The organism is Streptomyces sp. NPDC051561 (assembly GCF_044454195.1).
GTDB lineage: Bacteria > Actinomycetota > Actinomycetes > Streptomycetales > Streptomycetaceae > Streptomyces.
This window is the reverse complement of the sequence record NZ_JBITDM010000023.1, coordinates 121,503-135,508: the sequence shown is the minus strand read 5'-3', so window position 1 is coordinate 135,508 and position 14,006 is coordinate 121,503. Positions and strand designations below refer to the sequence as shown.

11 protein-coding genes and 1 pseudogene are annotated in these 14,006 nt (G+C 70.3%); 5 read left to right on the top strand and 7 right to left on the bottom strand.

Annotated features, from left to right (window positions below):
* Both ACIA73_RS34645 and rarD read left to right on the top strand, forming a co-directional pair.
* A pseudogene (locus ACIA73_RS34645) lies at positions 1-126 on the top strand (2-oxoacid:ferredoxin oxidoreductase subunit beta); the annotation flags it as partial.
* Positions 127-289: 163 nt separating this feature from the next.
* Positions 290-1,300, top strand: a complete 1,011-nt coding sequence (gene rarD / locus ACIA73_RS34640) for an EamA family transporter RarD (protein ID WP_399442894.1) — start codon at positions 290-292, stop codon at positions 1,298-1,300.
* Positions 1,301-1,352: 52 nt separating this feature from the next.
* On the opposite strand, the gene abc-f is transcribed toward rarD, so the two are convergent.
* A complete protein-coding gene (gene abc-f, locus ACIA73_RS34635; protein ID WP_399442893.1) occupies positions 1,353-3,017 on the bottom strand; it encodes a ribosomal protection-like ABC-F family protein in 1,665 nt (554 codons plus the stop codon).
* A gap of 410 nt (positions 3,018-3,427) precedes the next feature.
* On the opposite strand from abc-f, the gene ACIA73_RS34630 reads away from it, so the two are divergent.
* Complete coding sequence (locus ACIA73_RS34630; protein WP_399442892.1) at positions 3,428-3,940, top strand: hypothetical protein; 513 nt, start codon at positions 3,428-3,430, stop codon at positions 3,938-3,940.
* Positions 3,941-4,157: 217 nt separating this feature from the next.
* Positions 4,158-5,519, top strand: coding sequence for a M28 family metallopeptidase (locus tag ACIA73_RS34625; protein WP_399442891.1), 1,362 nt, complete (start codon positions 4,158-4,160; stop codon positions 5,517-5,519).
* Positions 5,520-5,733: 214 nt separating this feature from the next.
* On the opposite strand, the gene ACIA73_RS34620 is transcribed toward ACIA73_RS34625, so the two are convergent.
* The 6 genes from ACIA73_RS34620 to ACIA73_RS34595 form a co-directional block, all read right to left on the bottom strand.
* The gene (locus ACIA73_RS34620) at positions 5,734-6,312 is read right to left on the bottom strand and encodes a TetR/AcrR family transcriptional regulator (protein WP_399442890.1); all 579 of its coding nucleotides are present in this window, start codon (positions 6,310-6,312) and stop codon (positions 5,734-5,736) included.
* Positions 6,313-6,544: 232 nt separating this feature from the next.
* A complete protein-coding gene (locus ACIA73_RS34615) occupies positions 6,545-7,456 on the bottom strand; it encodes an ABC transporter permease (RefSeq protein WP_399442889.1) in 912 nt (303 codons plus the stop codon).
* A 31-nt stretch (positions 7,457-7,487) separates the two neighbouring features.
* Positions 7,488-8,483 carry an ABC transporter ATP-binding protein gene (locus ACIA73_RS34610; RefSeq protein WP_399442907.1) on the bottom strand — a complete coding sequence of 332 codons (996 nt, stop codon included), beginning with the start codon at positions 8,481-8,483 and terminating at the stop codon, positions 7,488-7,490.
* Positions 8,484-8,525: 42 nt separating this feature from the next.
* Positions 8,526-9,818: an outer membrane lipoprotein carrier protein LolA gene (locus ACIA73_RS34605; protein ID WP_399442888.1), complete on the bottom strand. Its 1,293-nt coding sequence runs from the start codon at positions 9,816-9,818 to the stop codon at positions 8,526-8,528.
* A gap of 260 nt (positions 9,819-10,078) precedes the next feature.
* Entirely contained in the window at positions 10,079-11,089 is a 1,011-nt protein-coding gene (locus ACIA73_RS34600; RefSeq protein WP_399442887.1) for a CHRD domain-containing protein, read from the bottom strand.
* A gap of 120 nt (positions 11,090-11,209) precedes the next feature.
* The gene (locus ACIA73_RS34595; protein WP_399442886.1) at positions 11,210-12,220 is read right to left on the bottom strand and encodes a polyprenyl synthetase family protein; all 1,011 of its coding nucleotides are present in this window, start codon (positions 12,218-12,220) and stop codon (positions 11,210-11,212) included.
* 223 nt (positions 12,221-12,443) lie between these two features.
* Here ACIA73_RS34595 and ACIA73_RS34590 point away from each other — a divergent pair, with 223 nt between their 5' ends.
* A complete protein-coding gene (locus ACIA73_RS34590) occupies positions 12,444-13,988 on the top strand; it encodes a peptide MFS transporter (RefSeq protein WP_399442885.1) in 1,545 nt (514 codons plus the stop codon).
* The last annotated feature ends 18 nt before the right edge of the window (positions 13,989-14,006 follow it).

Genomic DNA, 14,006 nt, shown 5'->3' with positions numbered 1-14,006 from the left:
TCCGTCGACCGCCCGGTGTACGACACCTTGATGTCCGACCAACTGGACGCCGCGATCGAACGGAACGGCAAGGGCGACCTCGGCGCACTGCTCGCGGGCAAGGACACCTGGACGGTGGTCGGCTGAGAGCCGCTCGTAGTACGAGCGAGGGGCGCCCGGCCGTTGCAGGCCGGGCGCCCCTTTCGTGCTTCCGGGCTCCCCCGGGATGTCATGACCGTATGGCGATACGGACATGACATGGGAGGGCGGCGGGGATTACCGTCGTCCGCGACGGGTGTGTGCAGGGTGCATGTTCCGGGACGGGAGGCCAGGGCCGGTGGATACGAAGAAGGAACAGCGTGCGGGGTTGCTTTACGGGCTCACGGCGTACGGCGCGTGGGGGCTTGTCCCGCTGTTCTGGCCACTGCTGAAGCCCGCCGGGGCGATCGAGATCCTGGCCCACCGGATGGTGTGGTCGCTGGTCGTGGTGGGGATCGCCCTGCTGGCGATACGCCGCTGGGGCTGGGTCCGTGAACTGCTCGCCCAGCCGCGCAAGTTGGTGCTGATAGCCCTGGCCGCGACCGTCATCAGCATCAACTGGGGGCTCTACATCTGGTCGGTCAACGCCGGCCATGTGGTGGAGGCGTCCCTCGGTTACTTCATCAACCCGCTGGTCACCATCGCGATGGGTGTGCTGCTGCTCGGCGAGCGGATGCGGCCGGCCCAGTGGGCGGCCGTGGGCATCGGCGCGTCGGCGGTGGTGGTGCTCGCGGTGGGGTACGGGGAGCCGCCGTGGATCTCGCTGATCCTGGCCTTCTCGTTCGCGACGTACGGGCTGCTGAAGAAGAAGGTCAATCTGGGCGGGCTGGAGTCGCTGGCCGCGGAGACGGCGATCCAGTTCCTGCCCGCGCTGGGGTACTTGGTGTGGCTCGGGTCGTCGAGCGGGCTTGCCTTCGGGGCGCACGGGGTGGGGCATGCGGCGCTGCTGGCCGCGACCGGGATCGTCACCGCCGCACCGCTGGTGTGCTTCGGCGCCGCCGCGATTCGCGTACCGCTCTCCACTCTTGGCCTGCTCCAGTATCTGGCCCCGGTCTTCCAGCTCGTGCTGGGGATCGTGTACTTCCACGAGGAGATGCCGGCCGAACGGTGGGCCGGGTTCGCGCTGGTGTGGGCGGCGTTGATCGTGCTGACATGGGATGCGCTGCGGGCGGGGCGACGGGGACGGCGGGAGGCGTTGGCTGCGACGGCGGTGCTGCCTCCGGAGGCGGGGGATGTGGTGCCGGCGGCCGGGCCGGAGCGAACGAGTACCTCGGGGGTCTGAGCGGGTCCGTGCGGGCCCGCTCCAACCCTGGGCCCGCCCAGCTCCGTACGGTTCAGCCCAAAGGCACCGCCCGTCCCGCCACCAACTCCACCCGGCTCCCCTCGAACCCGCTCCGGAACCTGCGGTCGTGCGATACCGCCACCACCGCCCCCGGGTAGTCCGCCAGCGCCGCCTCCAGCTCCTCCACCAGGCTCAGCGACACATGGTTGGTCGGCTCGTCCAGTACGAGCAGGTCCGCAGGACGGGACACCAGCCGGGCCAGCTCCAGCCGTCGCCGCTGCCCGACCGACAGCGCCGCCACCGGCACTCCGAGGTCCTCCTCCCGGAACAGCCCCAGCGTCAGCAGTTCGTCCGCGTGCTCCTCCGGAAAGCCGGGCCGCCCGGCGGCGTATCCCGCCAGCAGGGTGCGAGAGTCGGCCGTCGCGGCGAGTTCCTGCGGCAGATATCCGAGCTGTCGCGGTCGTACGACGGTCCCGGAGTCCGGCACCAGATCCCCGGCCAGCACCCGGAGCAACGTGGACTTCCCCGCCCCGTTCGGCCCCGATACCAGCAGCCGTTCCCCGGGCTTGATCTGCAACTCCGGTACGACGAGGCGTCCGGCCACCGCCACATCCCTCAACTCGGCCAGTGGACCGTTCTGTTGGTCCCCTTCGCCCGCCGTGTCCAGTTTCACGTGAAACATCAGCGGCACGGGCGGCGGCGGTACGGGCGAGGCCCGCAGTACCTCCAGCCGCTGTCCGGCCGCCCGCACCCGCCCGGACAGCTTGGCCTCGCTGGAGCGGCGGTGCTTGCCGAAGCCCTGGCCGGGGTCCTTGCCGGTCGCGGCGAGCCGTTTCCCGGCTGCCTCGACCAGCGCCTGCGTACGGGCCAACTCGTCGATCCACTCCTGGTGCTCCTGCGCCCACCGGGCGCGGGCGGCGGCCCTGGCGGTGCGATACCCGTCCCAGCCGTCGCCGTACCGCCGCACCGTCCGCAGATCGCGGTCCACCTCCAGGATGGTGGTGGCGATCCGCTCCAGGAAGACGCGGTCGTGAGTGACGGCGACGAGGGTGCCCCGGTGGGCGCGCAGCTGCTCCTCCAGCCACTCGGTGGCCTGGCCGTCGAGGTGGTTGGTCGGCTCGTCGAGGAGCAGCAGCTCGGGTGCGGCGGCCAGTACGCAGGCGAGCGCGAGGCGCGACTGCTCACCGCCGGAGAGCGAACCCAGCGTCCGCTCCCGGGTGATCCGGGCCAGCCCGAGCCCGTGCAGCGCACTGTCGACGCGGGCGTCGGCCTCGTAACCGCCCCGGTCCTGGTACGCGGTGAGCAGCTCCCCGTACGCGTCGAGGTCGGCCTCCGCCGGTTGCTCGCCGAGCCCGGCCTCGGTGTCCCGGATCGCCGCCTCCAGCGCGCGCAGCTCGGCGAGCGCGGTGTCGACGGCGTCCTGGACGGTGAGGTGCGGGGCGAGGTCGAGGGTCTGCGCGAGATGCCCGACACCACCGGGAAAGGCCACGGTGACCTCCCCGTCGTCGGGCGTCAGCACCCCGGCGACGAGCCGCAGCAGAGTGGACTTCCCGGATCCGTTCTCCCCGACCACACCGGCCTTCTCTCCGGGACGTACGGACAGCGAGACCCGGTCGAGGACGGTGCGGTCCCCGAAGGAGAGCGAGACCTCCCGCAGGGAGAGCTGGGCGCGGGCATGAGCGTGGGTATGGGCATGGCTATGAGCGCGAGGGCGCATGGTGATTCCTCAGGGATTACGTAGCTGTCTGTTGGACCTGAGGGCGCGCGAACGTACCCGGCGGGGCGAGGGCTCAGCCGCTCGCGCTCACGCCGCGTTCGCGCGGTGAATCACAGAAAGTAGTAATGCCTGGCCATGATTCGAGCGTAACTCGGCGGTGGTCACGGCGTCGCGCCAATTTCGGGGCGAGGGCCCCGTCGCCACCGGAACCGCACCCCACCCACCTGACGCGAACACTTCAAGCCGCCGTCCGGCTTCCGGACGCCCCCGAAGGCCTCCGAATGCCCCCCGAAGGCCCCGACAACCACTCCCAAGCTCTGCATCTCCTCAACTCCCGGTTGACCACTCCCCCGTTTCGGCATGATCCCCCCACGCCACCGCACGGTGGCCGGGTGACCGGGGGGACGACCATGAACCGCTCCGTACGCAGCTCAGCCACCGCACTGACCCTCTTCGCCGTTCTGGCAGGCGCCACCGCCTGCGAGAGCCTCACCGAGACGCACCGCGAGGAGCCGGGCTTCCCTGCCGTTCCCTCGCCGCCCGCCGTCACGCATCCCAGCGTTCAGGAGCTGGAGAAGCGAGCACAAGCCGCGCTCAGTGACCCCGATGACGGCTTCAACGGCACCTTTCACAGCAGCTTCGCGGGCGGCACGCACATGGGGAACCAGGACGATGCCCTGGCGCCGGGGGTGCCGATCGTCGTTGAGGTCGCGTGTGCGGGCGAGGGGGCGCTGACCTTCGGGGTGAGCTCGGGGAAGTCCGTTTCCCGGGTCCGGCTGACCTGTTCGCCGACCGCCTCGCGCCGGGAGGTGCACGAGTTCGCGCCTCCCGCGCGCAGCGTGTTCTTCAGCGTCTCCGAGGCCACCTCGGAGCACGCCGCCGTCGCCGCGGTGGTCCGGATCGCGCCCCGCCCCGCGAGCTGACCACGGACGACCGCCTCTCTACCGCATTGCGAACACTCCTGTCCGGTTCCTGCTCTTGACGTCCAGTCAAACCCTCGCTGAACATCAGGCACGCACAGCGCAGACACAGCACCTCGCACTCCGCACACAGCACCCCGCACTTCGCTCAACCGCCGTACCAGCAGCGCCAGTTCCCGCACGTTCCGTCCCGTCCCCGTTCGGAATCCGGAGCCCCCACATGTCGCTCGTCAGCACCCGCAGATCCCGCCGAGTCGCCGCGATAGCCGCGCTCGCCGTCGCCGGGCTCCTCGCCCCGGTCACCGCGAGCACCGCCACCGCGGCACCCGGCACCGCCGCACCGGCCGCGGCCCCCGTTCGAGCCCCCGCGCAGATCGCCGCCGCGCCCGACATCCCTCTGGCCAACGTCAAGGCGCATCTCACCCAGTTCTCCAACATCGCCGCCGCCAACGGCGGCAACCGCGCCCACGGCCGCGCCGGATACAAGGCGTCCATCGACTACGTGAAGGCCAAGCTGGACGCGGCCGGTTTCACCACCCAGCTCCAGACCTTCACCGCGAGCGGTGCCACCGGCTACAACCTGATCGCCGACTGGCCGGGCGGTGACGCCACCAAGGTGATCATGGCGGGCTCGCACCTGGACTCGGTGACCTCGGGCGCCGGCATCAACGACAACGGCTCCGGTTCGGCGGCGATCCTGGAGACCGCGCTCGCCGTCTCCCGCGCCCAGTTCAAGCCCGACAAGCACCTGCGGTTCGCCTGGTGGGGCGCGGAGGAACTGGGGCTGCTCGGCTCGAAGGCGTACGTCAACAGCCTGCCGTCGACCGAGCGTGCGAAGATCGCGGGCTATCTGAACTTCGACATGATCGGGTCCCCGAACCCGGGCTACTTCGTCTACGACGACGACCCGACCATCGAGAAGACCTTCAAGGACTACTACGCGGGCCTGAACATCCCGACCGAGATCGAGACCGAGGGCGACGGGCGCTCCGACCACGCCCCGTTCAAGAACGTCGGCGTCCCGGTCGGCGGTCTGTTCTCCGGCGCCGACTACCGCAAGACGGCCGCCCAGGCGCAGAAGTGGGGCGGCACCTCCGGCGTCGCCTTCGACCGCTGCTACCACTCCTCCTGCGACAGCCTGAGCAACATCAACGACACCGCCCTGGACCGCAACAGCGACGCCGTCGCCTACGCGATCTGGGCACTGTCCGCGGGCGGCACGACCCCGCCGACCGGTACCGACTACGAGAGCACCACCGCCCTAGCGATCCCCGACGCCGGTGCGGCCGTGACCTCGCCGATCACCGTCGCGGGACGCACCGGCAACGCGCCCACCGCCCTCAAGGTGTCGGTGAACATCAAGCACACCTGGCGCGGTGACGTGGTCCTCGACCTGGTGGCGCCGGACGGAACGGCGTACCGGCTGAAGAACTCCAGCAGCAACGACTCGGCCGACAACATCGTGGAGACCTACACGGTGAACGCGTCGAGCGAGGCCGCCAACGGGGTGTGGAAGCTGCGCCTCCAGGACGTAGCCGCCCAGGACACCGGCACCCTCAACAGCTGGAAGCTGACCTTCTAGGCGGCTGGACCCGGGTTACGTCCTTCCATTCCTGCCGCCCCCGGCGTGCGCCAACTACCGCGCCGGGGGCGGCAGTTCCACGCCCGCACGCCTCGGACGCCTGCGGTCCTCGGATGCCCGCACGCCTCAGGCGCCTGCGGTCCTCTGACGCCCGCGGGCCTCGGACGCCTGCGGACACCGGATGCCCGGGGCCGGGCGCCGGCCCTCGGGGCCGTCAGTCCAGCGTCCGCAGCACATGGTCGACGATCTCCGCGATCCGCTCGGCGCTGTGCGGCGGCTTGCTCAGCGCGTACCGGTAGTAGAGCGGGCCGTAGAGGAGTTCGACGGCGAGTTCCAGGTCCGCGCCGGGCGGCAGCCTGCCCTGGCGCTGGGCGCTCTTGAGCCGGTTGACCGCCGCCGTGAAGCGCGGGGTGATCAACTGCGCGTGGACCGCCCGGGTCAGCTCCTCGTCGAAATGCAGCTCGGAGAGGATCCCGATGTACGCCGGTCCGAACGGCGGCGTGGTGAGCAGCCGCACCACGCCCGTCATCTGCGTGTACAGGTCGGCGGCCAGATGCCCGGTGTCCGGGAACGGCGCCTCGCTGTCGGTCATCTGACCGACCGCTTCCAGGAGTACGGCGCCCTTGGACGGCCACCAGCGGTAGATCGTCTTCTTGCTGACGCCCGCCCGGGCCGCGATCGCCTCCATGGTGACGTCCCCGTACCCCTTCTCGGTGCACAGGTCGATGGAGGCCGCGAGGATCGCCTGCCGGGACTTCTCGCTGCGTCGCTGCGGGTTGGGCGTCGCGCTCACGGACGGAGTCTATCCGGGCGACGATACGTAGCGTATTGACAGCGGAACGAGAGCCTCCAACAATGGGCCCTCTAGGGGGAACGGTCCGTGTCGTGTCGAGCTGCGTCGGGGGACGGCTCGGCACGGCACCGGATGGTTCGGGCCGGTCCCGTGCGTCGGAGGGGAATGTGCGGGTCCGGCCCGTGCTCCCTGGGCTCCCCGCCGACCCTCGGCCCTTCCAGGTCCGGGCTCTTCACGCCATGATGTCCCGCGCCGTGAACCGCGCCCACGCCGCCGAGCCGAACACCGCCGCGTAGACACCCTGCAGACCGAGGTTGGTCCACAGGTCGTCCCAGTACACGGGCTCCCGCAGCAGGTCCGCGAAGGACAGCCAGTAGTGCGGGAAGAGATAGGGCTGGATCCCGGCGAGCTGCGGAATACTGTCGAGGATCTGCACGGTGATCAGCAGTCCGACAGTGGCCGCCATGGCGGCCACACCGCTGTTGGTGAGCGTCGAGACGAAGAGTCCGAGCGCCGCGAAGCCGGTCAGCGAGGCGGCGACCGCCACCGCGATGGCCACCACCCTGAGCAGGCCCTCCCCGAAGCTGATCGGCACCCCGGAGATCGTCATCATCTCCCCGACGGGGAAGAGCAGCGCCCCGACCGCGAGCGCGGAAGCGGCCACCACGAGGGTCGCGACCAGGCAGAAGGCGAGCGTGGTGGCGTACTTGGCAAGCAGCAGCCGGGTCCGTCCGGCGGGCGCGACCAGCAGATAGCGCAGCGTGCCGCTGTTGGCCTCGCCCGCGACGGAGTCGCCCGCGACGACGCCGACGGCCATCGGGAGGAACACCGGGAGGGTGGCGGCGAGGGCGGCGAAGACCAGGAAGAGGCCGTTGTTGGTGATCTGGGAGAGGAACGCGGGGCCGTGCGCCGCGCCGCCGCCGGACCCGTCCGGATCGCCGCTGGTCTCGATCTTCACGGCGATGCCGATGAGCACGGGGACTCCGGCGAGCACCACGAGCAGGACGAGGGTCCGCCAGCGGCGGAAGGTGACCTTGAGCTCGGACCTCAGGAGTCCCAGGGTCCACAGCGGGCTCACGGACCTCCCGTCGGCCCTCGCCCCGGCCGCGTCATCGACGCCTTCCCCCGCCTCCGCCCTCGACACCGAAGCCTCCCTCTCTTCCGCATGGCCCGCCTCAGCCCGCCACATCGAAGCCCTCCCCCGTCAGCGCCACGAACGCGTCCTCCAGCGAGGCCCGTTGCGCCCCGAAGCCGGTGACCCGGACCCCGGCGTGGACCAGTGCGGCGTTGAGGTCCGCGAGGTCCGCGTCCCCCGTGCCGGGCGCCGCCGGCACCCCGCTCACCCGCCCCTCCCCCACCTCCAGGTCCACCACCCCGCACTCCTTCAGCACCCGAGCCGCGTCCCCCGTGTCCACCGTGGTGACCACCAGCCGCCCCCGTACCCCCGTCGACAGCTCGGCGACCGGCCCCTGGGTGAGCAGACGGCCGCGCGCCATCACGGCGACATGGGTGCACACCTGCTCGATCTCGTCCAGGAGGTGCGAGGAGAGGAAGACGGTGGTGCCCTCGGCCGCCAGCTCCCTCACCAGGGAACGGATCTCACGCATCCCCTGCGGGTCGAGCCCATTGGTCGGCTCGTCCAGGACCAGCAGTTCGCGGGGCTGGAGGAGGGCTGCGGCCAGCCCGAGACGCTGCTTCATGCCCAGCGAGTACGCCCGCGCCTTCTTGGACCCGGCGGGGGTCAGCCCGACCCGGTCCAGAGCCGCGGAAACCCGCGCACGGCGGGTGCGCGGGTCGGCGGTGGGGTCGGCGGAGTCGTACCGCAGGAGGTTGTCGCGGCCGGAGAGGAAGCCGTACAGCGCGGGCCCCTCGATCAGGGCACCGACCTTCGGGAGTACGGTGCGGGCGGCGCGCGGCATCGGGCTGCCGAGCACCCGGGCGGTGCCGGAGGTCGGCTCGATCAGACCCATCAGCATCCGGATGGTGGTGGTCTTCCCCGAGCCGTTGGGCCCGAGGAAGCCGAACACACTGCCCGCCGGGACGGAGAGGTCGAGCCTGTCGACGGCGAGCTGCCCGCCGCGGAACCGCTTGGTGAGACCGCGGGTGTCGATCACGGGAGCACGCTCCCTCGACGACCCCGCAGCGCTCCGCGCTCTGTCCGTGTCCGACAGCTCGTCCCCCACCGGCAAAACCCGACCTCCTCGTGAGGGTGCCTACTTGGCCTCGTTGGCAGCCTTCACCAGTGCGTCCTTGGTGACCGCGCCGACGTAGACCTGACCGTCGTCCGTCATCAGGGCGTTGACGATACGGGTGGAGAAGACCCGGCCCTCGCCGAACTTGCCGGTGACCTTGTCGCCCAGCGAGTCCAGGAGGCCCTGAGCCTCGGCGGGCATCTTCTCCTGCTTGGCGCCCGGCGCCTTCTTCGCGCCGTCCGCACCGCCGGAGAGGTGCAGGACCGAGGTCCAGCCCTCGCCGATGACCTTGGCGTCGCCGCCGCCCTTGCCGAACTCCTTCCCGAAGTCCATGCCCAGGCCCTTGCCGAAGTCCTCGCCGGGCCCGGCGCCCTTGCCCTGCTTGCCTTCCTGGGCCTTCAGGTCGTCGGCCTCGGTGACCTTGGCGCCCTTGGGCGGACTGAACTTGAAGGTGCTCGCGTCCGGCTTGGCGAAGTCGACCTTGGTGAAGCCCACGTCGACCACGGCCTTGCCGCCGCTGCTGGGGTTCAGGGTGAACTTCAGCGGGGTGCCGGTCAGGGAGTCCACCGCGACGCGGATCTCGCCGACCGTGGAGCCGGACTGCTTCGGCTTGATGAGCAGCTGGTAGGCGTCCCGGCCCGCGACCTGGGTGGTGCCGTCGACGGTCACCGCGGTGTCCTTCTCGGCGGCCTTCAGGGCCTGCTCCGCGAAGGCCTTGGGAGTGGTGGGCATGGACTCGGGCAGCTTCTGGTGCTTTCCGTGGCCCTTGCCCGCGTCCCGCTCGCCCTTCGGCGCCTTGGCGTGGAACGCCTCGTTCGAGGCACTGTCGTACGCCCAGACCTCGTCACCGTTGTGGATCATGCTGTACTCGGCGGCCTTGTCGACCAGCGACACCTTCTGCCGGTCCTGGCCGTCGATCGCGACGCGCATGGTGTGGCTGCCGGAGGCGAGCTCCATCAGCTTGGCCTGGGGGTCGGCCGAACCGCCGCCGCCCTGACCGCCCTTGGCGGCGCCGCCGAGGCTGCCTGCCAGGCCGTCGAGCGAGGGCAGGCCAAGGTCGGTATTGATCTTGACCGAGCCGGAGAGCTGCTCGGTGTCGGACGCGGCGATCTTCTCGATCAGCTGCTGTGCGGTGATCTTCGGCAGGTCGGGGTCACCAGAGCCGGCGAATGCCGGGACGAGCCCGATGGTCGCCGCGGCCAGACCCGCGACCGCGACGGGAACGATGTAGCGCGCGGCCTTGCGGCGGCGCACCGCACCGGTGCCCTCGCCTTCGCCGGGCTCGGTGCTGTGTGCATTGCCGTTCGGTGCCATGTGTGCTCTACCTCCGTGGTTGGCGGCCGTCCATGCACTCGTCCCCACTCCGCGCCGCCATTCTCGCCCTGATTGGCCAGGAGTGGTGAGGTCAATCAGACCAAAATGGGCGCCAAAACGCGTCAGCCCCCGGGAGCAACCTCTCCTACACCCACGGGATGACAGGAACCACCTGCTTCTCCCCCGCCGGAGGGGCAGAAAACAGGTGGCTCCTACAGCGGTTTACTCGCGGCCGACGATCAGTACCGAGCGGCTCCGTGTCAGCGCTGGATGAAGACGTAATCGGCCCGGTAGGGAACCCCGACGACCTTCCCGGGGGTGCAGCTGCCGGCCGGGGCGACGCCGCCCACCGTGTTGAGCCGCAGAATCTCCGCCGTACGGGAGAACAGCCCGCCGCGTCCGCCGGACGCCTTGCCCGCGAGGTCCAGTTCGGGGATGTTGCCGTCGCCGTTGGGGCTCCTGCTGATCAGGGTGCCGACGACCTTGCTGCGGTCGCGGGCGACCCACTGCGGGGTGCCGGAGCCCGGGGCGACGAAGGAGTGCGCGATGCCGCCGGCCAGCACCGCCCGTACGTCGCGCTGCTGGAAGGAGGTGGTGCCGTCGGGCGCCTTCCCGCACTGGTAGATCTGGCTGCCGCGCAGGACGGGTGACTGGAAGTTCTCCAACGCCCGCCCGAAGTCGAAGGAGTTGGTCACCTTGTGCAACTGGCCGCGGACCGCGCCGCCGGGGAACTGCTGGGTGTGCAGATTGGCGTAGAAGCTCGTCGGGTCGGCCTTCAGCGCCCGGAGTAGGGCGCGGTCCTGCACCCGTACCGAACCGGAAGCGGTACGCCCCGATCCGCTCTTCGCCAGCTCCCTGGTGAAGTCGACCTTGATCCCGCCATTGACCCCGCGTCCGCCCTGGTGGATGTGGAGTGCGGACGGCTTGCCGGTGCCCCGCCACTTCACCGCGAACGACACCACATCGCCCTTGACCTTCACGAACTCCAGCGCCGCGCCGTCCGGGTCGCCGACGGCCGGACCGCCGGGCACCGGCACCTCGTTGACGCCTTTCAGGCCGGCCGCGAAGAACGCGGCGCCGCGGCTGTCACCTAGGGCGCCGGACCGAGGGGCGACGCCCTCGTCAGCGGCGTGGGTGCCGTGCACACCCCCACTGCCACTGCCACCCCCGCTGCCGCTGCTTGCGAACGCCGGCAGCACCGCCAGCGTCACTGCAGTCGCCGCGGCGACGGCAGTCGCACCGGGGGCGAGGGTCTTCGCGCGCTTCGACATGATTGCTCCCCGTACCGGAGCCAACGCCCCCTGCGTCAGCTTCTGGGCAGGAGTACGGAGTGGATCCGAGCCTGGACTCAATCCAAGGATGTGACCTGCGTCACGCCGCGCGGACGAGTCTCAGCCCGCCCGGTGCACCACCGCGTCGCACAGCTCCGCCAGCGCCGACTTGGCGTAGCAGTCCGGCAGCGGCGCCAGGGTGGCCCTGGCCTCCTCCGCGTACCGCACGGTGTCGCGCCTGGCCTGTTCGAGGGCGGGGTGCTCGCGCAGCCGTCGCAGCACCTCTTCCAGCTCGGCGTCGCCGGAGAGGTCGCCGTCGAGCATCGCGCACAGCTCGATGTCCTCGGGCTTCCGGTGCGCCTCTGCCATCGCACGCAGGTGCAGCACCGGCAGCGTGGGGATGCCCTCGCGCAGGTCGGTGCCGGGGGTCTTGCCCGACTCGTGACTGTCGCTGGCGATGTCGAGTACGTCGTCGGCGAGCTGGAAGGCGGTGCCCAGGCGCTCGCCGTACTGCGTGAGGATGTCGACCGCGGTCTCGTCCGCACCGGAGAGCAACGCGCCGAACCGGCAGGAGATCGCGATCAGCGAGCCGGTCTTCCCGGACATGACATCCAGATAGTGGTCGATCGGGTCGCGCCCGTCGCGCGGCCCTGCGGTCTCCAGGATCTGGCCGGTGACAAGGCGTTCGAACGCTTCCGCTTGGATGCGCACGGCCTCCGGCCCCAGGTCCGCGAGGATGTGCGACGCCCGGGCGAAGAGGAAGTCACCGGTGAGGACCGCCACCGAGTTGCCCCAGCGTGAATTCGCGCTCGGCACTCCGCGGCGTACGTCCGCCTCGTCCATCACGTCGTCGTGGTACAGCGTCGCCAGATGGGTCAGCTCCACGACCACGGCGGAGGGCACCACGCCCTGCGCGTAGGGGTCGCCGAACTGCGAGGACAGCATCACAAGGAGCGGCCGGAAACGCTTGCCACCTGCGCGTACGAGGTGCTGCGCGGCCTCCGTGATGAAGGGGACCTCGCTCTTGGTCGCGTCGAGCAGTCCCTCCTCGACGGCTGCCAGTCCGGTCTGGACATCGGTCTCAAGAGCCTGGTCCCGCACGCTCAGTCCGAACGGCCCGACGACGGTCACGAGGGTTACTCCTGTCTGCTGACGATCAAACGGATTGTCGATCTGTCGCTGGCATCACTCAACAAGTCAGCCTATCCCGTCGACTTTCGATCACCGAGCCCCCGGTCGACTCCCTCGCGCCTGCCCCTCCGTTCCTTCTTCACTCCCCCTCCACTCCCCCTGAGCGGGGCCCGATGCTCACCGGTATGTTCATTGTGAGCTGATACGACCAGGGAGTCACCCTTTGCCCCGTATAGAGCCCGATCCCCAGCCCACGGGTCCCCCCGGAGCCACCGAAGTCACCGGGGTCCAGGAACCGACGCAGCCGCCGCCCGGCGACGACACCGCCTTCTTCGGCCAGCCCAAGGGCCTGCTGACCCTTTCGGGCCTGGAGGTCTGGGAGCGGTTCTCCTTCCTGGGCATGCAGGCGATCCTGGTGCTGTTCTTCGCGGCCACGGCAGCCCAGGGCGGCATGGGCATGGAGCCCGGAACCGCCGCTTCACTGGGTGCCGCGTACGGCACGCTCGTCTATCTGGTCTCGGTGGCCGGCGGCTGGCTCGCCGACCGCATTCTCGGGTCCTACCGCTCGGTGCTGTGGGGCGGCGTGCTGATCGCCTGCGGCCACTACGCGATGGCGATCCCGGTGAACGCCTCCACCTGGGCGGGCCTCGGCCTGATCAGCGCGGGCACCGGCCTGCTCAAGCCCAATGTCGCCAACATGGTCGGCAAGCTCTACCGCACCGAGGACCAGCGCCGCGACGCCGGTTTCGCGCTCTACTACATGGCGATCAACATCGGCGCCTTCCTCGGCCCGCTGGTCACCTCCTGGCTCGCCGACAACAAGGGCTGGCACTGGGGCTTCTCGGCCGCCGCGATCGGCATGACGCTGGGACTGATCCAGTACGTCGCCGGGCGCCGCCACCTCGCGGGCCGCAGTGCCGCCCCCGAGTTCGCGCTGCCGCCTCAGAAGATGCGCAGCACCGTGCGGGCGATCATCGCCGGGGCGGTCGTGGTGGCCGTGCTCGCGGTGCTCCTGGTGTGGGCAGGCTGGCTCACCATGGGCCGCTTCGTGGACCTGCTGACGCTGATCTCGGTGATCGCGCCGGTCATCTACTTCACCGTGATGTTCCTCAGCTCCCGGGTGGACGCCGACGAGAAGCGCAGGCTGCGCGGCTATGTGGTGCTGTTCCTGGCCTCGGTCGCCTTCAACTTCATCCTGTTCCAGGCGTACTCGACGATGATGCTGCTCGCGTCGACCAACGCTCAGACGCAGATCCTCGGCTTCACCTTCCCGGTCGGCTGGTACGCCTCCGCGCTCGGCGCCTTCGAGGTGCTGCTCGCGCCGGTGGTGGCCGGGCTGTGGCTGAGGATGGGCAGCCGGCAACCGCACGCCTCGCGCAAGATCGCGATCGGGGTGATCCTCGGCGGGCTCTCCTTCCTGCTCCTGGTGGTTCCCACCTCGGGTCACTCCAGCGACACGTACAAGATGGCCGCCTGGTGGATCGTCGGCTCGTATCTGCTGCTCGGCCTGGGTGACGTGATCCTCCAGACCTCCGGAATGTCCGCCACCACCAAGCTCGCGCCGAAGGCCTTCTCCAGCCAGACGATGGCGCTCTGGTTCCTGTCACTGGCCCTCGCCAACGGCATCCAGGCACAGACCGTGAAGCTCTACGGCAAGGTCTCCGACCCCGCGTACTTCGGCGTCAACGGCGCCATCGCGGTCGCGGTCGGCCTCGCCGTAATCGCCGCAGGTGCCTGGCTGAAACGCGCGATGCACCCCGTCCACTGAGCCACCACCCGCCCACCG

Excerpts from the sequence above, each read along its gene's own strand:
- rarD (WP_399442894.1), top strand. The coding sequence starts at position 290 with ATGTTCCGGGACGGGAGGCCAGGGCCGGTGGATACGAAGAAGGAACAG.
- abc-f (WP_399442893.1), bottom strand. The coding sequence starts at position 3,017 with ATGCGCCCTCGCGCTCATAGCCATGCCCATACCCACGCTCATGCCCGC.
- ACIA73_RS34630 (WP_399442892.1), top strand. The coding sequence starts at position 3,428 with ATGAACCGCTCCGTACGCAGCTCAGCCACCGCACTGACCCTCTTCGCC.
- ACIA73_RS34625 (WP_399442891.1), top strand. The coding sequence starts at position 4,158 with ATGTCGCTCGTCAGCACCCGCAGATCCCGCCGAGTCGCCGCGATAGCC.
- ACIA73_RS34605 (WP_399442888.1), bottom strand. The coding sequence starts at position 9,818 with ATGGCACCGAACGGCAATGCACACAGCACCGAGCCCGGCGAAGGCGAG.
- ACIA73_RS34600 (WP_399442887.1), bottom strand. The coding sequence starts at position 11,089 with ATGTCGAAGCGCGCGAAGACCCTCGCCCCCGGTGCGACTGCCGTCGCC.